Origin of the sequence: Roseiarcus sp., assembly GCF_049514155.1 — a bacterium.
GTDB lineage: Bacteria > Pseudomonadota > Alphaproteobacteria > Rhizobiales > Beijerinckiaceae > Roseiarcus.
Map to the genome: position 1 here is coordinate 1 of NZ_JBEKVH010000050.1, position 22,691 is coordinate 22,691.

Here is a 22,691-nt window from a genome sequence, read left to right on the forward strand (position 1 = left end):
TGTCATTGGTCTTTATGTCGAGGCCGAGATCCGACGCCTTCTGTATATTCAGATTTAAATTACCTATATTAAGAACTAAACTAGTTATCGTCGGATTATCAACAAGACAAAACGCTATACCAGCCAATAATATTAATGATATCGGAACGATTTCACGCCTCAGAAACACCAGAACCACGCCAACTATCATTAATAAAGCCCCGATAGTCAGTAGCGGATGTCCGAACAGGTACTGTTCCATCGCGGCAGCCCCCCATAGGCGACGCACACCTTAAAGCTGAACCGCAACCGACACAAGACAGACATGCGTGGTCCTTGGATAATAATATCTAATTCTTGAATTGAGTGCGGAGCTGAGCACTCTCGCCATTAGCCGAGTTAATGTTGCGACCGCTGAGGTAGTTGTAATACGGCGTGTGGTTCGATCGCCGATCCTCGCGTTAAGGCCCCGACAATGTTGGAATGAGTGGGGTCAACATGTTACGCAACATTGCAGACGCGACCAGCGCCATGACGCCCAGTGGTTTGATCAACAATGCACCGACTGCTAGAAATATAGCATCGGATATTAGGGCGTCTGATATTTAGACAATATTACGTCGTTGTTTGATCGACCATAAATTAGGCGGCAAAATCACGTATATTACAGCAGTGGTTAGGTGACTCCCCCACCCCGCCGCCCACTCTCGCCGCGTGCGTGTTTTGGCGCCTAACCCACTGAAAACGCCCGCGCGCCAAACGGTTTTGTCGCCCGCGCCGCCCTCTGCGGCGGCGACCGCGCGACGGGCTTCGCCGGTCCCTCACTCCTGCCCCGCTCCCGCAAAAGGGCGCTCGCCAGAACGCCCGTCTTTCGATGGGCTATCCGCGAGCGCTTCCCCGCCCCCGCGCCGCACAAATTTCCCTGCTTGCCCCGCGCCCCATCCTCCCCCACCTTACCTGCATGACCGACTCGCCGATCGGCTCTTCCTCCTCGCGCCTCGTCGCCGTTCTCGGCCCCACCAATACTGGCAAGACCCATCTCGCGGTTGAGCGCATGCTCGGCCACGCGACCGGCATGATCGGCCTGCCGCTGCGGCTGCTGGCGCGCGAGATCTACGACCGCGTCGTCAAGGCGCGGGGCGCGCGCGACGTGGCCCTCGTCACCGGCGAAGAGAAGATCGTGCCGCTGTCGCCGCGCTACTGGGTGTGCACGGTCGAGGCGATGCCGCTCGACCGCAAGGTCGCGTTCCTCGCCGTCGATGAGATCCAGCTCTGCGCCGATCCCGAGCGCGGCCACGTCTTCACCCACCGCCTGCTGCACGCGCGCGGCACGTCGGAGACGATGCTGCTCGGCGCGGCGACGGCGGCGCCGCTGATCCGCCGCCTGGCGCCTGAGTTCGTCATCCAGTCGCGCGACCGCTTCTCGCAACTGACTTATTCCGGCTCGAAGAAGCTCACCCGCCTGCCGCCGCGCAGCGCCATCGTCGCCTTCTCCGCCGAGGCCGTCTACGCCATCGCCGAGCTGATCCGCCGCCATCGCGGCGGCGCCGCGGTGGTAATGGGATCGCTGTCGCCCCGCACCCGCAACGCCCAGGTCGCCCTGTTCCAGTCGGGCGAGGTCGACTTCCTCGTCGCCACCGACGCGATCGGCATGGGCCTCAACATGGACGTCGATCACGTCGCCTTCGCCGCGCTGCGCAAGTTCGACGGCCGCCGCACGCGCTGGCTGCACCACCAGGAAATCGGCCAGATCGCCGGGCGCGCCGGCCGCTACCGCCGCGACGGCACATTTGGCGTGACGGGCGACGCGCCGGAGATGGACGCCGAAATCGTCGCCGCGGTCGAGGGCCATGCCTTCGCGCCGTTGACCGCGGCCGAATGGCGCAACGCGCGGCTCGACTTTTCCTCGCTCGCGGCGCTGATGCGCTCGCTCGCCGCGCCGCCGCCGAAAGCCGGCCTCAAGCTCTCCGACGAAAGCCAGGACGAGACGACGCTGCGCCAACTCGCCGGCGACGAACTCATCGCCCGCCGCTGCCGCGACCGCGCCAATCTCGCCCGCCTGTGGGACGTCTGCCAGACGCCCGACTTCCGCAAGACTTCGCAGGAGGAGCACACGCGGCTGATCGGCGGCATGTTCGAGCACCTGACCCAGAAGAACCGCCGCCTGCCGGACGAGTGGATGCAGGGCCAGTTCGCCCCGCTCGACCGGCTCGAGGGCGACATCGACATGCTGTCGACCCGGCTCGCGCGCGTGCGCACGCTCGCCTATGTCGCCAACCGCGGCGACTGGCTCGCCGCTCCCGCGCATTGGCAGGGCAGGACCCGCGCGCTCGAGGACCGGCTGTCCGACACGCTGCACGAACAGCTGATGAAGCGCTTCATCGACCGGCGCACCTCGGCCCTGCTCAAGACCCTCAACCAGCGCGGCGGCCCGATCTTGGGGGGCATCGGCGCCGACGGCGCGGTGACGGTCGAGGGCCATCGCGTCGGCACGCTGTCGGGCGCGCATTTCGAGCCCGAGCGCGGCGCTTCGCCGCTGGAGGACCGCGTGCTGCGCGGCGCGGTCGAACGCGCGGTGGCGCCGGAGATCGCCCGCCGGCTCGGCGCGCTCGCCGCCGACGACGACGAGGCCTTCGCGCTGAAGGCCGGCGGCCGGCTCGCCTGGCGCGGCGTCGCGGCGGGCGAGATCGTCGGCGGCGGCCTGTTCGCGCCGCGCGTCCGGCTCAACGGCGAATTCGGCGCGGCCGCGGCGCGCGAGCGCGCCGAGCGGCGGCTCGAAGCCTTCGTCGCCGCCGAGGCGGGCCGGCGCTTCGCCGCGCTCGCTCAGCTCCGGGCGGCGATCGCCGACGGCCGCTTCAAGGGCCTGGCGCGCGGCCTCGCCTATCTGCTGGTCGAACATTTCGGCGTGCTCGACCGGCGCCTCGCCGAAACCCAGGTGCGCGCGCTGAGCCGCAGCGAGCGGCGCACGCTCAAGGGACTTGGCGTGCGCTTCGGCGCCTTCAGCCTCTATCTGCCGGCGCTGACGACGCACGAGGCGCGGCTGCTCGGCGAACCCTTCGCCGCGCTGGCGCGGCCCGGCTGGCGGCCCGCCGCCGACGCGCTGACCGCCCTGCCCCATCCCATGCCGCCGCCGGAGGCGCTGGCTTTGCGCGGCTTGCGCGCGGTCGGCGGCTTCGCCGTTCCGGCCGCCGCGCTGGAGCGGCTCGACGCGCTGGCGCGCGAAGCCGACCCCGCGGCCGCCGGCGCGATCCGCGCGACGCCGCAATTGCTGGCCGAACTCGGCTGGAAACCCGGCCAGGCGGAGCCGATCCTGCGCGGCCTCGGCTTCGCGCGCGCCCGCAGCAAGGGCGGTGAGGGCGAAGTCGATCTGTGGCGGAGGCGCGCGTCGCCCGACGCGGACGCGGCGAAGCCCGTCGCGTCTCCGTTCGCGGCGCTCGCCCCCTTCGCCAAGCCGGCGGCGGCGCGCCGCCGCGCGCGCCGCAAGTCCGCCCGTCGCCGGGCCGCCGCAGGAGGCGCGAACGGGTGAACGAAGCGCCTGACACTTGCCGCGCCGACGTTTGGCTGTGGCGCGCGCGCTTCTTCAAGACCCGCAGTCTGGCGGCGCGCGTCATCGAGGACGGCGGCGTGCGCGTCACCCGCGGCGGGCTCAGCGCCGGCGTCGACAAGCCGAGCCGGCAGGTCAAGCCCGGCGACGTGATCGCCTTCCCGCTCGGCGCGAAATGGGTGGCGGCGCGGGTCGAGGCGCTCGGCTGGCGGCGCGGCCCGCCCGCCGAAGCGCGCGCGCTCTACACGCTGATGTAGCGACGCCGCCGCGCCGCCCGCCCTTGACAGCGCGGCGGCGCCCGCGAAGGGTGGCCGCGCGTCGCTTGCGGCTGCGGCGCGCCGCGCGAGGAGGCGCTTCGCCATGACCTTCGCCGAAGTCAACGGCGCGGTCGCGCATTATCGCGACGAGGGACGGGTCGACGCGCGGGCGATCGTCTTCATCAACGCGCTCGGCATGGACTTGCGCATCTGGGACGATCTCGTTGGCCCGCTGGCCAACGCCTACAGAATCGTGCGCTACGACAAGCGCGGCCACGGCCTTTCCGAACTGCCGGCCGGGCCGGCGCTGATCGCCGATTACGCCGCCGATCTCGCCGCCCTGCTCGACCGTCTTGAAGTCGGCGGCGCGGTGATCGTCGGCCTGTCGATGGGTGGGCTCATCGCCCAGGCGCTCTATCGTCAGCGGCCCGATCTCGTCGCCGCGATGGCGTTGTGCGGAACCGCCGCCAAGATCGGCACGGAGGAGAGTTGGCGCCAACGCATGGACGAGGTCGCCCGCGGCGGCGTCGAAGCGATCGCCGAGGCGGCGATGCAGCGCTGGTTCACCGCCGGGTTTCGCGCCAGGCGCCAAAACGAACTCGCCGGCTGGCGCACGATGCTGACGCGGGCGCCGCGCGACGGCTATCTCACGGCCTGCGGTGCGCAAATGCACGCCGATCTCCGTCCCCATTGCGCGGCGATCGCGGTCCCGGTCCTATGCGCGGTCGGCGACGAGGACGGCTCGACCCCGCCCGCGTTGGTGCGCGAACTTGCCGGCCAAATCGGCCGCGCGCGGTTCGAAATCATTCCCGGCGCCGCCCATATGAGTTGCATCGAGCGCCCGGACATCCTGCGCGGCCTGATCGAGGCGTTGGCCAAGGGCGCGGCGGCCTGAAAAAGCTTTTTCCCGCCGTCGGCCGGCTTTGATCTGCGCCCTTGCGCGCCCGAGGCGAAGGGGTATAGAGACGCCCGCCCTGGCCCCAAGGGGCCCGCGGGTGGAACCGGAAACTCCATGTCTCAAGACGTTTCGCAGGCGGCCCTCGCGCCGGCGGCCAATGGCCACGACGCGAACGGCGCCGGTCATGCGAAGGGCAATTTCTGGATCCTGGCGCTGGGGTCGGTCGGCGTCGTCTTCGGCGACATCGGCACCAGCCCGCTCTATGCGCTGCAGGCGGCGCTCAGTCAGTTCAAGCAGGGCGGTCTCACCGTCGAGGTCGTCGTCGGCGTCGTTTCGCTGATCATCTGGGCGCTGCTGATCGTCGTCACCGCCAAATACGTGCTGTTCCTGATGCAGGCCGACAACAACGGCGAAGGCGGCATTCTGTCGCTCAAGGCCCTCGCCCAGGTCGCACTCGGCCGCAAAGCGGTCGTCGCCTTCGCGCTCGGCGTCGCCGGCGCGGCGCTGTTTTCCGGCGACGCGATGATCACCCCGGCGATTTCGGTGCTGTCCGCGCTCGAGGGCCTCAAACAGGTCGACGCCGATCTTGCGCCCTACGTGCTGCCGGCGACCGTGCTCATCCTGATCCTGTTGTTTCTCGTCCAGCGGCGCGGCACCGCCGGCGTGGCGACCTTCTTCGGCCCGATCATGGTGGTGTTCTTCATCGTCAACGCGGCGCTTGGCGTCATGCACATTCGCGACGCGTGGGTGATCCTGCGGGCGCTGAGCCCGGAGCCGGGCCTGATGTTCCTGTGGCGGCACGGCACGCTCGGCTTCGTCGTGCTCGGCAGCGTCTTCCTCGCGGTGACCGGGGCGGAGGCGCTTTACGCCGACATGGGCCATTTCGGCCGCCGGCCGATCCAGGCCGCGTGGCTGTTCCTCGTCCTGCCGGCGCTGATGGCCAATTATCTCGGCCAGGGCGCACTGATCATCTCCCATCCCGAGGCGGTCGAGAACCCCTTTTACCTGCTCGCCCCCGGCTGGGCGCTGCTGCCGATGATCCTGCTGGCGACGACGGCGACGGTCATCGCCAGCCAGGCGGTCATCACCGGCGCCTTCTCGCTCGCCCGGCAGGCGATCCAGCTCGGCCTGCTGCCGCGCCTGGAGATCGTCCACACCTCCGACACTCAGGAGGGGCAGATCTTCCTGCCGCGGGTCAACCGCGCGCTGCTGTTGGGCGTGCTGGCGTTGGTGCTGCTGTTCCGCTCCTCGGGCGCGCTCGCCAACGCCTACGGCATCGCCGTGTCGGGCACGATGGTGACGACGACCGCGCTCGCTTTCTTCGTCGTCTGGCGGCTGTGGCGTTGGCCGCTATGGGCGGCGCTGGCGCTGGTGTGCGCCTTCCTGTCGATCGACGTCAGCTTCTTCGTCGCCAACCTCTCCAAGGTGCTGGATGGCGGCTGGGTGCCGCTGATGATCGCCGCGGCGATGTTCGTGACGATGTGGACCTGGTCGCGCGGCAGCGCGATCCTCGCCGTTAAGACCCATCGCGATTCGATCCCGATGGTCGACGTGATCAGGATGCTGGAGAAGTCGAAGCCGGTGCGCGTGCCCGGCACGGCGATCTTCCTCACCAGCGATCCTTCCGTCGCGCCGTCTTCGTTCATGCACAATCTCAAGCACAACAAGGTGGTGCATGAGCGGGTGGTGATGATGTGCGTGCGCACCGAGACCTCGCCGCGCGTGCCGGGCTCGCAGCGCGTCGAGGTGCGGGCGCTCTCTCCGGACTTCATCTCGCTCACCATCCACTTCGGCTACATGGAATCGCCGCGCATCCCGGTGGCGCTGGCGGCGCTGCGCAAGGCGGGGCTGAAGTTCGACATCATGACGACTTCGTTCTTCTTCGGCCGCCGCTCGCTGAAGCCGTCGCAGAATTCCGGCATGCCGCACTGGCAGGATCTGCTGTTCATCGCGCTCGCCAAACAGGCGACCAGCGCCCCCGACTTCTTCAACCTGCCGTCCGATCGCGTCGTCGAACTCGGCGCGCAGATGAAGGTCTGAGCGGGGCGCGCCGCGACCCGCGGGACGGGACGCGTAAATCCCCCCCCGCGTCATGGCCGGGCTTGACCCGGCCATCCAGGTTGTTAAGCGCGTGGCGACGGCGCCCCTCTGTTCGGATTGAGACGTCGCGGCTTGGATGGCCGGGTCAAGCCCGGCCAAGACGGAGGCAAGGCGACAAGACTATGCGCCCCAAGGGCGCTGGGCCGTCGCGCCTCGACAACCACCGCGCTGGAGCGCGCAGGCGGACCGCGGCTTGCAACTATATAAAGATATGCTTATGTGGTTATATCGAGGAGGCTTCGGCGCGAATGTCCGCCAGCCCATTGCAATTGTTCGCCGCTCCGGCGGCTGAGGGCGACGTCGGCGCGACGTTGGCGGCGGCGGCGCGCGAGCGCGTGCTGCTGCTCGACGGCGCGATGGGGACCCAGATCCAGGACCTCCGCCTCGATGAGGCCCAGTTCCGCGGCGAGCGCTTCGTCGGCTGCGAATGCGCCCTGAAGGGCGACAACGATCTGCTGGCGCTGACCCAGCCGCAGGCGATCGAGGACATCCACCTCGCTTACGCGCTCGCCGGCGCCGACATCCTGGAGACCAACACGTTCTCGTCGACGAGCATCGCCCAGGCCGACTACGGTTTGCAGGCGGTGGTCTACGAACTCAACCGCGACGCCGCCCGCCTCGCCCGCCGCGCCGCGCTCAAGGCCCAGCGCATCGACGGCAAGCGCCGCTTCGTCGCCGGCGCGCTCGGGCCGACCAACCGCACCGCCTCGATCTCGCCCGACGTCAACAATCCCGGCTTCCGCGCCGTCACCTTCGACATGTTGCGCGAGGCCTATGCCGAGCAGATCGCCGGCCTGATCGACGGCGGCGCCGACCTCATCCTGATCGAGACGATCTTCGACACGCTCAACGCCAAGGCGGCTGTGTTCGCCTGCGAGCAGACCTTCGCCGCCAAGGGCGTGCGCCTGCCGCTGATGATCTCCGGCACGATCACCGACCTTTCTGGCCGCACGCTGTCGGGCCAGACGCCGACCGCCTTCTGGCATTCGCTGCGCCACGCCCGCCCGTTCTCGATCGGGCTCAATTGCGCGCTCGGCGCGGCGGCGATGCGCGAGCACCTGGCCGAGATCGCCGAAGTCGCCGACACGTTCGTCTGCGCCTATCCCAACGCCGGCCTGCCCAACGAATTCGGCCTCTACGACGAGACCCCGGCGACGATGGCGGCCGAACTCGGCGGCTTCGCCCGCGACGGCCTGGTCAACATCGTCGGCGGCTGCTGCGGCTCGACGCCGGCCCATATCGAAGCGATCGCCGCCGCGGTCGCCGGCGTGAAACCGCGCGCGCCCAAGTCCGCGCCGCCGCTGATGCGGCTTTCCGGCCTCGAGCCGTTGACGCTGACCAAGGACATTCCCTTCGTCAACGTCGGCGAGCGCACCAACGTCACCGGCTCGGCCAAGTTCCGCAAGCTGATCACCGCCGGCGATTACGCCGGCGCGCTCGCGGTCGCGCGCGACCAGGTCGCCAACGGCGCCCAGATCATCGACGTCAACATGGACGAGGGGCTGATCGACTCGGCCGCGGCGATGGTCGAATTCCTCAATCTGGTCGCCGCCGAGCCCGACATCGCGCGCGTGCCGGTGATGATCGATTCGTCGAAATTCGCCGTGATCGAGGCGGGGCTGAAATGCGTGCAGGGCAAGCCGCTGGTCAACTCGATCTCGATGAAGGAGGGCGAAGAGGCCTTCCTGCGCCAGGCGCGGCTGGTGCGCGCTTACGGCGCCGCGGTCGTCGTCATGGCCTTCGACGAACAGGGCCAGGCCGACACGCTCGAGCGGAAAGTGTCGATCTGCGCCCGCGCCTACAAGCTGCTGACCGAGCAGGCGGCCTTCCCGCCCGAGGACATCGTCTTCGACCCCAATGTCTTTGCCATCGCCACCGGCATCGAGGAGCACAACGGCTACGGCGTCGCCTTCATCGAGGCGACGCGGCAGATCCGCGCGCAACTGCCGCATGCCCACATTTCCGGCGGCGTGTCGAACCTGTCGTTCTCGTTCCGCGGCAACGAGCCGGTGCGCGAGGCGATGCACGCGGTGTTCCTCTACCATGCGATCCAGGCCGGCATGGACATGGGCATCGTCAACGCCGGCCAGCTCGCCGTCTACGAGACGATCGACCCCGAATTGCGCCAGGCCTGCGAGGACGCGGTGCTCGACCGCCGCGCCGACGCGACCGAGCGGCTGCTCGCCATCGCCGAACGCTATCGCGGCGGCGCGGCCAAGGAGGCCAAGGCGCAGGATCTCGCCTGGCGCGATCTGCCGGTCGAAAAGCGCATCGCCCATGCGCTGGTCAACGGAATCACCGACTATATCGAAGCGGACACGGAGGAGGCGCGGCTTGCCGCCGAGCGGCCGTTGCACGTCATCGAGGGGCCGCTGATGGACGGCATGAACATCGTCGGCGACCTGTTCGGCGCCGGCAAGATGTTCCTGCCGCAGGTGGTCAAGTCGGCGCGGGTGATGAAACAGGCGGTGGCGCTGCTGCTGCCCTACATGGAAGCGGAGAAGAAGGCCAATGGCGGCGAAGGCCGCCAGAGCGCCGGCAAGATCCTGATGGCGACCGTCAAGGGCGACGTGCACGACATCGGCAAGAACATCGTCGGCGTCGTGCTCGCCTGCAACAATTACGAGATCGTCGACCTCGGCGTGATGACGCCGGCGTCGAAGATTCTCGCCGTGGCGCGCGAGCAGAAGGTCGACGTCATCGGCCTCTCGGGGCTGATCACGCCCTCGCTCGACGAGATGGCCTATGTCGCCTCGGAGTTGGAGCGCGAGGGTTTCGACATTCCGTTGCTGATCGGCGGCGCGACGACCAGCCGCGTCCATACGGCGGTGAAGATCCATCCCCATTACGCGCGCGGCCAGACCGTCCACGTCAACGACGCCAGCCGCGCCGTCGGCGTCGTCGGCCAGCTGCTGTCGCCGGAAGCCAAGGATTCCTACGTCGCGTCGGTGCGGGCCGAATATCGCAAGGTCGCCGACGCGCATGCGCGCGGCCAAGCCGACAAGGCGCGCCTGTCGCTGGAGAAAGCGCGCGCCAACGCGCTGGCGATCGACTGGGCCGCCTACAATCCGCCCAGGCCAAGCTTTTTCGGCGCGCGGGTTCTCGACGACTGGGATCTCGCCGATCTCGCCCGCCATATCGACTGGACGCCGTTCTTCCAGACCTGGGAGCTCAAGGGCCGCTATCCCGCCATTCTCGACGACGAGAAACAAGGCGCGGCGGCGCGGCAATTGTTCGACGACGCGCAGGCGATGCTGAAACGCATCATCACCGAGAAATGGTTCGCGCCCAAGGCGGCGGTCGGCTTCTGGCCGGCGGCGCGGGTTGGCGACGACATCCGCCTCTTCGCCGACGACGGCCGCGAGACGAGCCTGGCGACGCTGTTCACGCTGCGCCAGCAGCTCGCCAAGCGCGACGGCCGCCCCAATGTCGCGCTCGCCGATTTCGTCGCGCCGCTCGACTGCGGCAGACAAGACTATGTCGGCGCCTTCGTGGTGACGAGCGGAATCGAGGAGGACGCGATCGCCAAGCGCTTCGCCCTCGCCAACGACGATTATTCGTCGATCCTGGTCAAGGCGCTCGCCGACCGCTTCGCCGAAGCGCTCGCCGAGGCGCTGCACGCCCGCGTGCGCCGCGCGCTGTGGGGCTATTCGCCCGACGAGACATTGTCGCCCGACGAGCTGATCGCCGAATCCTATCGCGGCATCCGCCCCGCGCCCGGCTATCCCGCCCAGCCCGACCACACCGAAAAGGCGACGCTGTTCCGCCTGCTCGACGCGGAAGCGCGGATCGGCGTCACCCTGACCGAGAGTTTCGCCATGTGGCCGGGCGCGTCGGTCAGCGGGATCTATATCGCCCATCCGGACGCGCATTATTTCGGCGTCGCCAAGGTCGAACGCGACCAGGTCGAGGACTACGCCGCGCGCAAGGGCATGGCGATTGAGGAAGTCGAGCGCTGGCTCGCGCCGGCGCTCAATTACACGCCGACGGCGGTCGCGGCGGCGGAGTAGCGATGGCGGCGCCGCGTCCATTTGTCTTTCGCTGAGCCGAGCTCCTCACGCCGCGCGCGGCTCGATGGCGTCGAGCACCGCCTGGATCTCGCGGCGCTTGCGCATCAGGTCGAAATCCGCCTGGAGCCCGAGAAACAGCCCCTCGGAGACGCCGAAATAGCGTGCGAGACGCAGATCGGTGTCGGCGCTGATCGACCGCTTGCCCAGCACGATCTCGTTGATCCGCCGCGGCGGCACCCGCAACGCGCGCGCCAGTTCGTTCTGGCTCATGCCCATCGGCTTCAAGAAATCTTCGAGCAGGACTTCGCCCGGCGACGGGTTCGGCAAGAGGTCGGCGTCACTCATGATAGTCGACGATTTCGACATGAGCTGCGCCTCCTTCGCGCCAGATAAAACAGATGCGCCACTGATCGTTGATGCGGATCGAATGCTGTCCCAGCCGATTGGCTTTCAACGCTTCGAGCCGATTGCCCGGCGGCGCCCGCAAGTCGGACAAGGCCCTAGCGTTGTTGAGAAAACGCAATTTCCGCAGCGCGGTCGGCTGAATCTCCGAAGGCGGCTTTCGACTTTGCCGACCGGACCGAATCAGCGCGGTTTCCGGATCGGCGAAATCGTAGATCATTGCCCTCAATAACGCATAACGTTATGAGGGGCAACCGGCGCTTTTCGCCCCGATCCATGCCCCTGCGGCTCCGCGCATCGCCGGTGCCGATCGACGGAGAACGCCGCCCAGTCTAGCGTCGCGTCGAAAGCGTCCGCCGAAGCTGGAACGCGCCAAGCGTCAAAGCGCTTGCGCGCGTTCGCTACGCGCCGCGCTGCTCTCAGAACTCCTGCCAGCCCTCGGCCGCGCCGCCGCCAGCCGCCGCGACCGCCCGCTTCGCGTAGCCGGGCGCCGCCGCGTTCGCCGCCTTGGCCGGCGCGCGGAAGGCGTGCGGCGCGGCCTTCGCCAGCTCGGCGCGCAGCGTCGCCGCGGCGGCGACGTGGCCGACATGGAATTGGCCCATCAGCTCGGCGAGCTTCGAGGTCTCCTCCGACAGCGAATGGCCGGCGGCGGTCGATTGCTCGACCATCGCCGCATTCTGCTGCGTCACCAGGTTCATCTGTTCGATGGCGACGTTGATCTCCTCCATCGCGGTCGATTGTTCGTGCGCGCCGACGGCGATGTCGGACACCGTCGCGTTGATCTCGGCCACCTGCGTCGCGATGCGTTCGAGCGAGCGGCCGGTCTGCGCCACCAGTTCGACGCCGACGCCGACCTGGGCGCTCGAGTCGGAAATCAGCCCCTTGATCTCCTTGGCCGCCTCCGCCGAACGCTGCGCCAGCGCGCGCACTTCGGAGGCGACGACGGCGAAGCCGCGCCCCGCTTCGCCGGCGCGCGCCGCCTCGACGCCGGCGTTGAGCGCCAGCAGATTGGTCTGGAACGCAATCTCGTCGATGACGCCGATGATCTGGCCGATCTGCTGCGACGAATTGGCGATGGCGTTCATCGCCTCGACCGCGTGGCGAACGACGCCCGCGCTCTTCTTGGCGTCCTCGTCGGCGGCCGCGACCACCCGGCGCGCGTGCTGCGTGCCTTCGGCCGACTTTTTCACCGCCGCGGTCACCTCGGTCAACGTCGCCGTCGTCTGCTCGAGGCTGGCGGCTTGCTGCTCGGTGCGGCGCGAGAGGTCGTCGGCCGCCGCGGAAATTTCTTTCGCGCTGGTTTCGATCGAGCCGGTGGAATCGACGACGCTGACGATCGTCGCTTTGAGCTTGTCGACCGCGACGTTGAAGTCGTCGCGGATCCGGGCGTAGGCCGGCGTGAAGCCGTCGGCGAGCCGCACCATCAAATCGCCGCCGGCGACCTCCTTGAGGCCGACCCCGAGACGCTGCACCGCCTCGGTCTGCTCCTTGGCCGCCTTGGCGCGCTCGGCGCTCGCCCGCTCGCGCTCGGTTTCGGTGAGCGTGCGCGTCGCCGCCGCCTCGGATTCCAGCCGCGTCCGATCGAGCGCGTTCTGCCTGAACACGGCCAGCGCCCGCGACATGCGCTCGAGTTCGCGGACGCGCGTCGTCCCCTCGCCGGTCGCAAGGTCGAGTTCGCCCGCGGCGAGCCGCTCCATGACGGCGCTCATGGAAACGATCGGCCGCGCGAGCTTGCGTCCCATCGCCACCGACGCCGCGGCGCAGAACGCGATGACGAGGAAGACCAGCAAGCCCTCCGTCTTCAGCCTCGAAAAGAAGACTTCGTCGAGGTCGTCGACGTAGACGCCGGTCCCGATCACCCAACCCCAGGGCTTGAATTGCGCAACATAGGACAGCTTCGGCTGCGGCTTGTCCTTGCCGGGTTTCGGCCAATCGTAGCCGACGAACCCCGAACCGGACTGTCGCGCGGCGTCCACCATTTCGACGAACAGCTTCTTGCCGTTCGGATCCTTGTAGTCCGACAGATCCTGTCCGTTCATCTCCGGCTTGATCGGATGCATGACCATGCGCGGCTGCATGTCGTTGATCCAGACGTAGTCGCCCGCGCCGTAGCGCAGCCTGGCGAGCTGCTTTTCCGCGTTGGCTTGAGCGGCTTCGACGCTCTCCTGGCCCGACTGAGCGGCGGCATATTCCGCGCTTACGATCGACGAGGCGGACTCGACGAGGGTCGTCAGTTCGTGGCGGCGGTCAGCCCAAAGCCCATCTCGATAGCCGACCAATTGATAGGTGGCGACGCCGATCAAACAGGCGATCGCCAGCGCGATCAGAAGGGCGACCTGGCCGACGATCGATTTCGGCGCGAACCGTCCGAACAGGTCGCGCGAAGCGCCCCGCGGCCGCTTTTTCGCCCCCTCTTGCGCCGCAGGCGCCTCGCCCCGCCGTCCGCGGGATTCAGCCGCGTCGATCGTTTCGCTTCGCAGCTTCGGCGCACCCATGTTCATGGCGATGACTTTCTTGCGATCCGCCTTGCGCGGTCGAGGTTGAGCCGAACGACTTGCCGCGCGGGCGAGCGTCGATTCAGAATCTCGCTGGTTTCGATGGAGTCGGCGCGGGGCGTCATGCCCTCGGTCGCGACCCGTTAGCGATGGCCGCCTGTCGTTACAATGACGATTTACGGTGAACGCTTGGTTAATCTGTAACGCGGCGGCGGCCGCCGCTATTTCGCCTCGCAGACGAGCGCGCAGGCGCGCGCGAAGCCTGCGAAGCAAAAAAGTCGAGCAAGCCGCCTGCGCGGCGAAACGTCACACCGCGCGCGGAGCGTGACGGCGTCGGCTGCGCCGCCTGCGCGACGCGCCCGGCGCTCATTGCGCGGCGATCTCCGGCGCCGACGGCGCGCGTCCGTTCGCCCGTGGCGTTTCGTCGAGCCAGGTCTCGACCGCGCTGCGGCCGCTGGCGCGCAGGCGTTCGAGGAATTCCCAGCCGAGATTGCCGGCGCTCTCGTCGGCGAGGCCTTCGAATTCCTCCTGCGCGGAGATGCGGCCGATGCGCAGGCGGCGCAGCTTCGGCGTCGCGCCGACGAAGATGCCGTATTTCAGCGCCTCGAGCTCGGCGTTGAGCGTCGCGTTGAAATGGATCTGTTCGAGCCGCTTGGCGATCTCGCGTGGGCTGGTCGGCAGACGCGCCGCATTCGTCGGCGTCACCTGCACGATCAGCAGATGGGCGGCGTTCGAGGCGCGCGCCAGCGGGATGAGCGGCGGATTGGCGGAATAGCCGCCGTCCCAATAGGGCTCGCCGTCGATTTCGATCGCGTGGTGGATCAGCGGCAGGCAGGCGGAGGCGAGCACGACGTCGACGCTGACTTCGCCGGTCGAGAACACGCGCAGCCCGCCGTCGCCGACCCGCGTCGCGCCGATCAGCAGGCGCGCCGGCGAATGCGTCTTGAGCCGAGCAAAATCGACCTCGTCGCTCAACGCCTCGCGCAGCGGGTTGAGGTTGAACGGATTGAACAGATAGGGCGACAGCGCGCGGGTCATCAGCCCCAGCGACAGGCCGGCGAGCGCCGCGCTCGGCGTCAGCGCCGCTGCGCGGCTCATCCGCTTCCAGAACCGCTCCAGCCGCGCCTTGGCCGCCGCGCGGCCGCCCTCCATCAGCCCGGAGGCGAGCAGCACCGCGTTGACCGCGCCGGCGCTGACGCCGCTGATCGCGTCGAACGAAATCTCCGGTTCGTCGAGCAGTCGCTCCAGGGCGCCCCAGGTGAAGGCGCCGAACGAGCCGCCGCCCTGCAGGGCGAGCGACAGCCGCCGCGGCGGCCATTGCGGCGGCGCGGCGACGAGGCCGAAACGCTCAAGGGTCCGGTCGAGAAAGCGCATCGCTCGCTTCGAGTCCTGGTCGGCGAGGATAGGGGGCTCTATTGTGCGCCGCAACATGAAAGCGGCGCGACAAGCGCCGAAGCCTATTCCGCCGGCGCCTTGGCGCGGCTGGCGGCGACGATCGCGTCGAGCAGGCCGGGGAAGCGCTGGGCGAGATCGTCGACCCGGACCGAGATCATCCGATACGGCCCGGCGAGCCGCGTGCGGGTGACGCCCGCCTCGCGCAGCCGCGCGTAATGGTAGCTGAGGTTGCTCTTCGGCGCAGTTGCGTCGAACGCCTGGCACGGCGCCTCGCCCTCTTCGATCAGCCGCAGCACGATCTCGCGCCGCGTCGGCTCGCTGAGCGCCTCGAGCACGGCGGAAAGCTCGATCTGATCGCGCTCAGGATGGTGCAGTTCCTTGGCCATGACCGTCATATAGGCGTTGTTTTGCTCGGTGCGCAGCCCCGTTTTCCCTTCCCCCCTTACGGGGGAACGCAGCGCGAAGCGCCGGATGAGGGCGTGCCGCAGGCGTGGTTTGCCAGTTAAATCAAACGCCTGCGCGCCGACCCCTCACCCCTGCCCCCTCCCGAGCGGGAGAGCGGGTTTTCCGCCTCGCCTCTGTCAGTTCAACAATTATTGAACTCATTGAATCCTGCCTGGAGGGACCCTAGTTCAATGATCCTTGAACTGATCCAGGACCCTCCCATGCTCCGCCTTCTCCCGCTCGTCCTCGGCGCCTTCGCCATTGGCGCCGAGACATTCCTGGTCTCCAGCGTGCTGCCGCAGATCGCCGCCGACCTCCATGTCACGGCGGCGGCGGCCGGCTCGCTGGTGACGATCTTCGCCCTCGCCTACGCCTTCGGCTCGCCGCTGATCGCGGTGGCGACCGCCGGCGTCGAGCGCAAGCGGCTGCTGATTGGCGCCATCGCCGCCTTCGCCCTCGCCAATCTCGTCGCCGCCGTCGCGCCGAACTTCGTCAGCCTCGCCGCGGCGCGCGCGCTGCTCGCGCTTGCCGCCGGCACGTTCATGCCGGCCGCGGTCGCCTTCGCCACCGCGCTCTTTGCCGCCGAGCGGCGCGGCCGGGCGATCGCGCTGATCTATGGCGGCATGACGCTGGCGACGGTCGTCGGCGTTCCGGCCGGCGCCTATCTCGCCTCGTTCGCCGGCTGGCGCGCGCCGTTCTTCGGCGTCGCGGCGCTCGCCGCGCTCGCCGCCATCGGCGTCGCGACCGCTCTGCCGCGCCTCGCCAGCGCGCGCGCCGCCGGCTTCGCCGAGCGGCTCGCGGTCATGCGGCGGCCGGACGTGCTGCAAATGCTGACGCTGACCGCCCTGGCGCTGATCGGCCCGTTCGCGCTCAACACCTTCCTCGGCGTGTTGGTGGAATCGGCGTTTGGCGTCGGCGGCGACAGGTTGGCGCTGGTGTTCGCCTTCTTCGGCGTCGTCAGCTTCCTGGGCAGCCAGTTCGGCGGTTACGCCGCCGACCGCTGGCCACGCGAACGTTTCCTCGCCGTCGTCTTCGTCGTCCTCATTCTCGCCTTCCCGCTGCTGTCGATCGGCCCGCGGCTCGGCGGCGGGGCGGGCGCGGCGCTGCTGTTCGCCGGCCTGGCGCTGTGGGGCGTGTTCGGCTGGGCGTTCCCGATCGTGCAGCAGGCGCGTCTGGTCACGCTCGATCCCGTCATGGCGCCGATCACGCTGTCGCTCAACATCTCGGCGCTCTATATCGGCGTCGCGATCGGCTCGTCGCTCGGCGCCTGGACGATCGCCCGCGGATCGGTCGACGCGATCGGCGTCGTCGCCGGCGCGAGCGAGATCGTCGCGCTGGTCTGGCTGGCGCTGACCCGTTCGCCCAAGTCGGCGGCCGCGACGACGCAAGGGCGGACGTCGGCAGACGCCGTTTCCTTCGCGCCGGGCGAATAAGCGGCTGGAGCAAGGCGCAGGATCGGCGCGGCCGCTTGACGGCGACGGCGCGGCGTGGCCCGCTCAGGCGTTGGGGATTTTGGGCGCTCTCCCTCATCCTCCTTTTCGACGGCGGCGACCATGAGCGAAACTTCGCAATCGACGCCCGTTCGCCTCGGCGCGGGCGGCCACTGGCGCAATTGGGTCGGCAATCAGTCGTTCGTCGCGCGCCACAAGGGCGAGCCCGCTTCGGAGGACGAACTGGCGGCGATGGTGGCCCAAGCGGCGCGCGCGAATCTGCCCGTGCGCGTCGCCGGCTCCGGCCATTCGTTCACGCCGGTGGTGGCGACCAGCGGCCTGCTGCTGAGCCTCAAAGCCATGCAGGGCGTCGTCGGCGCCGATCTGACGCGCAAGCGCGTCACCGTGCGCGCGGGAACCCGGATCGGCGACATCGGCCGCGCGCTCAAAGGCATGGGGCTGTCGCTCGCCAATCAGGGCGACATCGATGCGCAGGCGATCGCCGGCGCGCTGTCGACCGGCACGCACGGCACCGGGATCACGCTCGGCTGCCTCTCGACCCAGGCGGTCGGCATGCGCCTCGTCAAGGCCGACGGCGACATCCTCGATCTCGACATCGACGCGGACCCCGAGACGATGGCCGCCGCCCAGGTGGCCGTCGGCATGCTCGGCGTGATGTCCACGGTCACGCTGCAAGTCGTCGACGCCTACAATCTCGAGGAGAAGCAGTGGCGCGACGATTTCGAGGCTTGCATGGAGAGCCACGACCAGCTCGCCGCCGGCAATCGCCATTTCGGCTTCTTCTGGTGCCCCGTTCCGGAGTCGCGCCATCTCTACTGCCTGCCCGATCTCGCCGCCGTCTCGCCGACCAGGCGCGAGCATGACGTGTGCGAAATGAAGGTGATGAACGTCACCGACGCGGCGCCCTTCGCGAACGAAGCGACCTTCGAGCGCGTCGCCTACAGCTCGGAGATCTACCCGATCGAATATGTCCCCAATTTCCACGAGCTCGAATACGCGATCCCCGTCGAGCACGGCAAAGAGGCGCTGCGGCAGGTGCGCGCGCTGATGCTGACCAAGCACACGAACTGCATCTATCCCGTCGAATACCGGTTCGTCGCCGGCGACTCGGGCATGCTGAGCCCATACTACCGGCGCGCCAGCGTGACGATCTCCGTCTCCGGCGGCCCCGGCGTCGACTACTGGAGCTATCTCACCGACGTCGACGCGATCCTGCGTCCATACGGCGCGCGCCCGCACTGGGGCAAGCTGCACTTCAACGCGCGCGAAGACATGCCCGCGCTCTATCCGCGCTATGAGGCCTTCCAGGCGATCCGCCGCCGGCTCGATCCCGAGGATCGCTTTCTCAACGATCATTTGCGCGGGCTGTTCGGGTGAGCGGCGGCGCGGCGCGGCGAACATCCCCATTGCGCCGCCGCGATCGCAATTCTAAGCCTGCGGGGCCAAATGGAGCGCCCGCCCTTGTCCAACCCGCACAATCCGCCGCTTCAGCTGTTCGTGATTCGCCACGGCGAAACCGAGTGGGCGCTGTCGGGCCAACATACCGGCGTCACCGAGATTGCGTTGACGGCGCACGGCGAGGACGAAGCGCGCGCGCTTGCGCCGACGCTTGGCGAGGTCGCCTTCACGCGCGTGCTGACGAGCCCGCGCCAACGGGCGCGCCGGACTTGCGAGTTGGCCGGACTGGGCGCCGCGGCCGAAATCGAGCCGAACCTGGCGGAATGGCTTTACGGCGAATACGAAGGCCTGACCCCGGCGGAAATCGACCAGCGCCAGCCGGGCTGGGAGGTCTTCCGCAACGGCTGTCCCGGCGGCGAGACGCCTGAGCAGGTCGCCGATCGCGCCGATCGGCTGCTGCAAAGTCTTGGCGCGGCGAGCGGCGCCATCGCGCTCTTCACCCACGGCCATTTCGCCCGCGCGCTGGCCGTGAGATGGATCGGCCTGCCGATCGGCGTCGGCGGGCGTTTCGCGTTGCGCACCGCCTCGATCGGCATCCTCGGCTACGACCCCGCCCGCCCCGACGTCCCCGTCATCGCGCTGTGGAACGAAGTTCCCAGCCGGCGCGGCTGAGGTCGGCCGCCCCCCGGCTCGCCGTCAGCGCCGAGCGGCTGCGCGTCGCCCGAGCAAGACGCGTAAAGCCGAACCGTCGCCGACGTCTTTGCGAGCGACGGCGAAGCGACCCAGACCAAGCGGTCGCCGCAACGCTCAGAGCGTGTTGCGTTTAGGTCGGCTCGGACCTCATCCTGAGGCGCCCTCGCGTTAGCGAGGGCCTCGAAGGATGACCCAGCGTGCGCCGGCGGACGTGCGAGCTGGAACGTCCTTCGAGGCCGCTTCGCGGCGCCTCAGGACGAGGCGCTGGCGGAAAGCGATTCCAAGCAAACGCCGCAACCCCTGAGTGTGGATGGCCTTGCTTTGCTCGCCGCGCCGGCGCACGCGCCATCGTGATCGGCGGCTGCCGCTGCAAGCCCTTGCGGCTCGCCCACAAAATGAGGACATTGGTTGCCGCTGATTCCCTGAATTCGAGACGCGAGCGATATGACCGAAATGATCCCGCATGACGCTCGAGGCGCGATCGCTTCGAGGCTGAGCCGACGGGTCTTCCTGGCTGGCGTTCTCGCCCTTCCAGCCGGCTGCAACGCGCCCGGCCTCGGCGCGCTGAACGCCGGCGCCGCCTACGGCCCCGTCGCCAACGAGCCGTTCCCGATCGCCGGCATCGACCTCAGCGACCGCAATCCAGATTTGCTCCGTCAGGAAGTCGCATTTTCGGGACCCTATCGACCGGGAACTGTGGTCGTGAACGTCGCTCAGCGCCGATTGTATCTCGTTCAGGGCGGCGGACGCGCGCTTCGCTACGCGGTTGGCGTTGGACGCGAGGAAGCGTTGAATTTTCACGGCTCGGCGATTATCGGGCGCAAGGCGGAATGGCCGAGTTGGATTCCGACGGCGACGATGATTCGCGCCATGCCGCGCTATGCGGCCTACGCGGGGGGCATGCCGGGCGGCATCGACAATCCCTTGGGCGCGCGCGCCCTCTATCTCTATCGCGATGGCCAGGACACGTACTTCCGATTGCACGGAACGACGGAGCCGGAGACGATCGGAACGGCGGTCTCCAGCGGTTGCATCCGCCTGGTCAATCAAGACGTCATCGACCTCTACAATCGCGTTCCCGTCGGCGCCCCGGTCGTCGTTTTGCAGAACTAAATCGTTCATCGCGACGCCGGTCGTTGTCCCAGGTCGGAAAAGAACCGCAACAGATAGCCGTCGGGATCGGCGACCACGAATTGACGATTCCCCGATTCGATTTCGTCGCGCCGATACCAGCGCTCTTCGATCGGAACGACAATTTCGAACCCGGCCTTGCGGACGCGCTGGTGCAGCGCGTCGACGTTCGCCGCCTCGATCTGAAAATTCACGCCGCGCCCGTACGGACGTTCGAGCGGCGCCGAGCGAAAGCGACGACCCGGCCCGGCCGCTTCCTCAAGCATCAGCCGCGCGCCGTCGAGATCGAGAAAAGCGAAGCGCTCCTCGGGGCGGTCGTAAAGGACGCTGAAGCCGACCCCGTCGACATAAAAGGCCAGCGATCGGTCGAGGTCGGATACGTCGAGTTCCGGGATCAGGCGACTCATGGCGGAACCCTGCCCAAACCACTGCATATGCCAAACGACGCTATCATATCTCGCCGCCGACGCGCTCGAGCGCGGAATGGCGGTTTCGGGCAGTCGAAACGTCGAAGCGGACAGACGCTCCCGCCTCGCGCCGCGGCGGCTCACGAACCAGTGCGGACAATTCGACCTCCCAACAAGCACGCGAGAAGCGGCGCCGCGCTAGCGCTTGCGCCCGCTGACGACGATCCACAACGTGAGGTCCCAGGCGCCATAGATGCCGCAGATCAAGAACAGCGTCGTCGCGCCGGCAATGACGCTGGGCGCGAAGGATTTCTCGGCGATCAGTCCGGCCGCGCCGACGATCAGACACGCATTGGCCAGCGCCGGAACGCCGCCGTAGGGAATCCAGTCGGCCCAACTCAACGCGACGAATTCGATCTTGCGTCGCGCTTCTATGACCTTGGTCAGATAGGTGAGGCCGCCCAAACCGCATAGGCAAAGAATCACCGCGGTGGGCCACGGCGACGCCAGCGGCGCAAGCACCGTCAAGGAGAGCAGCAGCGCGCTGCCGAAATGGACCAGCGTCGGAGTCAGGTAAGCGCGCGCGCCGTTTATTGCGTCCGAACTGGAGAGCCCGGCGCCGAGCGTGACCACGACAAACAACAACCCGATCAGGGAGGCGCTCGCTGCGCCTGTCGTGACGTAGAAGTTGTCCCAGTCGTGCAGCATGGGCGCCATGATCTGAAACAGGCGCCAGTTTCCGTACTTTTGCAACCGCACGCCGGATGACGGGCCGCCACCAAGCCGAGCGATCATACGGACACGACTGCGACAATCGACAATGATCGCCGGCCACCGCCGCGCTCGCCGTCAAGGTCGAGCCGCTATGCGCATCGCTGCCGCGAACTTGTCCGCTTAGGCGCGGCGCATGACCGTCCCGGCGGAGGCGCCCGACGCCTCGGCGCTTCGGCATGGAGAGCAGAACGAGCTTCCCTGCCGATCCGTCGGGCGCCGGATGTCCGTCGGGCGAATGTCGATGGTATGGTCGGGACCGGGACAAGACCGGCGCCGGCTATTGGACAAAGGACGAAACAATGCGTGCAGTTGGACTCTTCGCTCATGGCGGTCCCGAAGTTCTCCAGATCGTCGAATTGCCCGAAGTTCACGCTGGCCCGGGTGAGGTGCGGATCCGCATCCATGCGGCGACGGTCAACCCAACCGACGTCGGAGTTCGCAACGGAACGCGCGCCGAACAGCAGAAGGCGGATCCGCCGCCCTACGTGCCGGGAATGGAGGCGGCGGGAATCGTCGATGAGGTTGGAAGCGGCGTTCCCGACCGACTCAAGCTTGGCGACGCCGTCGTGGCGATCGTCATGCCGAAAGGCGGGCATGGCGCGTATCGCGAGCAGATTGCGCTCGATGCGCGATCGGTCGTGCGCGCCCCCGCCGGAAAGACCCATCCCGAGGCCGCCACCTTGCCGATGAACGGGCTGACGGCGCGCCAGTCGCTCGACCTGCTCAAGCTGTCTCCAGGTCAGGTCGTCGCGGTGACCGGCGCCGCGGGCGCTTATGGCGGCTACGTCATCCAGCTCGCCAAAGCCGACGGGCTGACGGTCATCGCCGATGCCTCCGAGAAAGACGAGAAGCTGGTCGCCTCGCTTGGCGCCGACATCGTCGTTCGGCGAGGCGAGGATGTCGCGTCACGGTTTCGCAGCCACTTCCCTCGAGGAGTCGATGGGCTCGCGGACGGAGCGGTGCTGAACGAGCGCGTCGTCGCCGCGGTTCGCGACGGCGGCGCCTTCACCTCCGTCCGCGGTTTCCTCGGCGCGCCGCAGCGCGATATCCATTTCACCGCGACCTTTGTGCGCGCCTACGCGCAGGCGTGGGAGAAGCTCGATCGGCTCCGGCAGCAGGTCGAGGCCGGCGTCCTCACGCTTCGCTTGGCGGCGGTCTATCCGCCGGAAAGGGCGGCCGACGCCCATCGTCGGCTGGAGGCCGGCGGCACGAGAGGACGGCTGGTCATCCAATTCTAAACCGGGAGGACAAGCCGCAGAATCGGAGCGGGCGCCTCTCATCGATCGAGCGCCCGAGCGCCGCTGACGAACCGA

18 protein-coding genes are annotated in these 22,691 nt (G+C 68.2%); 10 read left to right on the top strand and 8 right to left on the bottom strand.

Annotated elements, in window-relative coordinates:
- The coding region (locus ABSF49_RS09460) for a hypothetical protein (RefSeq protein ID WP_424112400.1) at positions 1 to 241 on the bottom strand (241 nt) is incomplete at its 3' end.
- Positions 242 to 940: 699 nt separating this feature from the next.
- On the opposite strand from ABSF49_RS09460, the gene ABSF49_RS09465 reads away from it, so the two are divergent.
- From ABSF49_RS09465 to metH, 5 genes are all read left to right on the top strand, one after another.
- A complete protein-coding gene (locus tag ABSF49_RS09465) occupies positions 941 to 3,505 on the top strand; it encodes a helicase-related protein (RefSeq protein WP_424112401.1) in 2,565 nt (854 codons plus the stop codon).
- Entirely contained in the window at positions 3,502 to 3,780 is a 279-nt protein-coding gene (locus tag ABSF49_RS09470; RefSeq protein WP_424112402.1) for an RNA-binding S4 domain-containing protein, read from the top strand. The genes ABSF49_RS09465 and ABSF49_RS09470 overlap by 4 nt, the downstream gene beginning before the upstream one ends.
- A gap of 103 nt (positions 3,781 to 3,883) precedes the next feature.
- Positions 3,884 to 4,675: a 3-oxoadipate enol-lactonase gene (gene pcaD / locus ABSF49_RS09475; protein ID WP_424112403.1), complete on the top strand. Its 792-nt coding sequence runs from the start codon at positions 3,884 to 3,886 to the stop codon at positions 4,673 to 4,675.
- Positions 4,676 to 4,792: 117 nt separating this feature from the next.
- Positions 4,793 to 6,718, top strand: a complete 1,926-nt coding sequence (locus tag ABSF49_RS09480) for a potassium transporter Kup (protein ID WP_424112404.1) — start codon at positions 4,793 to 4,795, stop codon at positions 6,716 to 6,718.
- 308 nt (positions 6,719 to 7,026) lie between these two features.
- A complete protein-coding gene (gene metH / locus ABSF49_RS09485) occupies positions 7,027 to 10,788 on the top strand; it encodes a methionine synthase (protein ID WP_424112405.1) in 3,762 nt (1,253 codons plus the stop codon).
- A 45-nt stretch (positions 10,789 to 10,833) separates the two neighbouring features.
- On the opposite strand, the gene ABSF49_RS09490 is transcribed toward metH, so the two are convergent.
- From ABSF49_RS09490 to ABSF49_RS09510, 5 genes are all read right to left on the bottom strand, one after another.
- Positions 10,834 to 11,154, bottom strand: coding sequence for a HigA family addiction module antitoxin (locus ABSF49_RS09490; RefSeq protein WP_424112406.1), 321 nt, complete (start codon positions 11,152 to 11,154; stop codon positions 10,834 to 10,836).
- Positions 11,126 to 11,410, bottom strand: a complete 285-nt coding sequence (locus ABSF49_RS09495) for a type II toxin-antitoxin system RelE/ParE family toxin (RefSeq protein ID WP_424112407.1) — start codon at positions 11,408 to 11,410, stop codon at positions 11,126 to 11,128. The genes ABSF49_RS09490 and ABSF49_RS09495 overlap by 29 nt, the downstream gene beginning before the upstream one ends.
- Positions 11,411 to 11,609: 199 nt before the next feature.
- Entirely contained in the window at positions 11,610 to 13,691 is a 2,082-nt protein-coding gene (locus ABSF49_RS09500; RefSeq protein WP_424112408.1) for a methyl-accepting chemotaxis protein, read from the bottom strand.
- A 360-nt stretch (positions 13,692 to 14,051) separates the two neighbouring features.
- On the bottom strand, positions 14,052 to 15,059 hold the full coding sequence (locus tag ABSF49_RS09505) for a patatin-like phospholipase family protein (RefSeq protein ID WP_424112409.1): 1,008 nt from the start codon (positions 15,057 to 15,059) through the stop codon (positions 14,052 to 14,054).
- Between the two features lie 83 nt (positions 15,060 to 15,142).
- Positions 15,143 to 15,475 carry an ArsR/SmtB family transcription factor gene (locus ABSF49_RS09510; protein ID WP_424112410.1) on the bottom strand — a complete coding sequence of 111 codons (333 nt, stop codon included), beginning with the start codon at positions 15,473 to 15,475 and terminating at the stop codon, positions 15,143 to 15,145.
- A gap of 270 nt (positions 15,476 to 15,745) precedes the next feature.
- Between ABSF49_RS09510 and ABSF49_RS09515 the strand changes: the two genes are divergently transcribed.
- The 4 genes from ABSF49_RS09515 to ABSF49_RS09530 all read left to right on the top strand — a co-directional run bounded on the left by ABSF49_RS09515 (position 15,746) and on the right by ABSF49_RS09530 (position 20,179).
- A complete protein-coding gene (locus tag ABSF49_RS09515) occupies positions 15,746 to 16,957 on the top strand; it encodes an MFS transporter (RefSeq protein ID WP_424112411.1) in 1,212 nt (403 codons plus the stop codon).
- Positions 16,958 to 17,077: 120 nt separating this feature from the next.
- On the top strand, positions 17,078 to 18,352 hold the full coding sequence (locus ABSF49_RS09520) for a D-arabinono-1,4-lactone oxidase (RefSeq protein ID WP_424112412.1): 1,275 nt from the start codon (positions 17,078 to 17,080) through the stop codon (positions 18,350 to 18,352).
- Positions 18,353 to 18,436: 84 nt separating this feature from the next.
- Complete coding sequence (locus ABSF49_RS09525; RefSeq protein WP_424112413.1) at positions 18,437 to 19,045, top strand: histidine phosphatase family protein; 609 nt, start codon at positions 18,437 to 18,439, stop codon at positions 19,043 to 19,045.
- A gap of 465 nt (positions 19,046 to 19,510) precedes the next feature.
- Positions 19,511 to 20,179, top strand: a complete 669-nt coding sequence (locus ABSF49_RS09530; RefSeq protein WP_424112414.1) for a L,D-transpeptidase — start codon at positions 19,511 to 19,513, stop codon at positions 20,177 to 20,179.
- A gap of 5 nt (positions 20,180 to 20,184) precedes the next feature.
- On the opposite strand, the gene ABSF49_RS09535 is transcribed toward ABSF49_RS09530, so the two are convergent.
- Positions 20,185 to 20,604 (bottom strand): bleomycin resistance protein, encoded by a 420-nt coding sequence (locus ABSF49_RS09535; protein ID WP_424112415.1) that lies wholly within the window; start codon positions 20,602 to 20,604, stop codon positions 20,185 to 20,187.
- A 198-nt stretch (positions 20,605 to 20,802) separates the two neighbouring features.
- Complete coding sequence (locus ABSF49_RS09540) at positions 20,803 to 21,357, bottom strand: hypothetical protein (RefSeq protein ID WP_424112416.1); 555 nt, start codon at positions 21,355 to 21,357, stop codon at positions 20,803 to 20,805.
- Positions 21,358 to 21,677: 320 nt separating this feature from the next.
- Here ABSF49_RS09540 and ABSF49_RS09545 point away from each other — a divergent pair, with 320 nt between their 5' ends.
- Positions 21,678 to 22,616 (top strand): NADP-dependent oxidoreductase, encoded by a 939-nt coding sequence (locus ABSF49_RS09545; RefSeq protein ID WP_424112417.1) that lies wholly within the window; start codon positions 21,678 to 21,680, stop codon positions 22,614 to 22,616.
- Positions 22,617 to 22,691: the final 75 nt, after the last annotated feature.

Excerpts from the sequence above, each read along its gene's own strand:
- ABSF49_RS09465 (WP_424112401.1), top strand. The coding sequence starts at position 941 with ATGACCGACTCGCCGATCGGCTCTTCCTCCTCGCGCCTCGTCGCCGTT.
- pcaD (WP_424112403.1), top strand. The coding sequence starts at position 3,884 with ATGACCTTCGCCGAAGTCAACGGCGCGGTCGCGCATTATCGCGACGAG.
- ABSF49_RS09480 (WP_424112404.1), top strand. The coding sequence starts at position 4,793 with ATGTCTCAAGACGTTTCGCAGGCGGCCCTCGCGCCGGCGGCCAATGGC.
- metH (WP_424112405.1), top strand. The coding sequence starts at position 7,027 with ATGTCCGCCAGCCCATTGCAATTGTTCGCCGCTCCGGCGGCTGAGGGC.
- ABSF49_RS09490 (WP_424112406.1), bottom strand. The coding sequence starts at position 11,154 with ATGTCGAAATCGTCGACTATCATGAGTGACGCCGACCTCTTGCCGAAC.
- ABSF49_RS09495 (WP_424112407.1), bottom strand. The coding sequence starts at position 11,410 with ATGATCTACGATTTCGCCGATCCGGAAACCGCGCTGATTCGGTCCGGT.
- ABSF49_RS09500 (WP_424112408.1), bottom strand. The coding sequence starts at position 13,691 with ATGAACATGGGTGCGCCGAAGCTGCGAAGCGAAACGATCGACGCGGCT.
- ABSF49_RS09505 (WP_424112409.1), bottom strand. The coding sequence starts at position 15,059 with ATGCGCTTTCTCGACCGGACCCTTGAGCGTTTCGGCCTCGTCGCCGCG.
- ABSF49_RS09510 (WP_424112410.1), bottom strand. The coding sequence starts at position 15,475 with ATGACGGTCATGGCCAAGGAACTGCACCATCCTGAGCGCGATCAGATC.
- ABSF49_RS09515 (WP_424112411.1), top strand. The coding sequence starts at position 15,746 with ATGCTCCGCCTTCTCCCGCTCGTCCTCGGCGCCTTCGCCATTGGCGCC.
- ABSF49_RS09520 (WP_424112412.1), top strand. The coding sequence starts at position 17,078 with ATGAGCGAAACTTCGCAATCGACGCCCGTTCGCCTCGGCGCGGGCGGC.
- ABSF49_RS09530 (WP_424112414.1), top strand. The coding sequence starts at position 19,511 with ATGACCGAAATGATCCCGCATGACGCTCGAGGCGCGATCGCTTCGAGG.
- ABSF49_RS09535 (WP_424112415.1), bottom strand. The coding sequence starts at position 20,604 with ATGAGTCGCCTGATCCCGGAACTCGACGTATCCGACCTCGACCGATCG.
- ABSF49_RS09545 (WP_424112417.1), top strand. The coding sequence starts at position 21,678 with ATGCGTGCAGTTGGACTCTTCGCTCATGGCGGTCCCGAAGTTCTCCAG.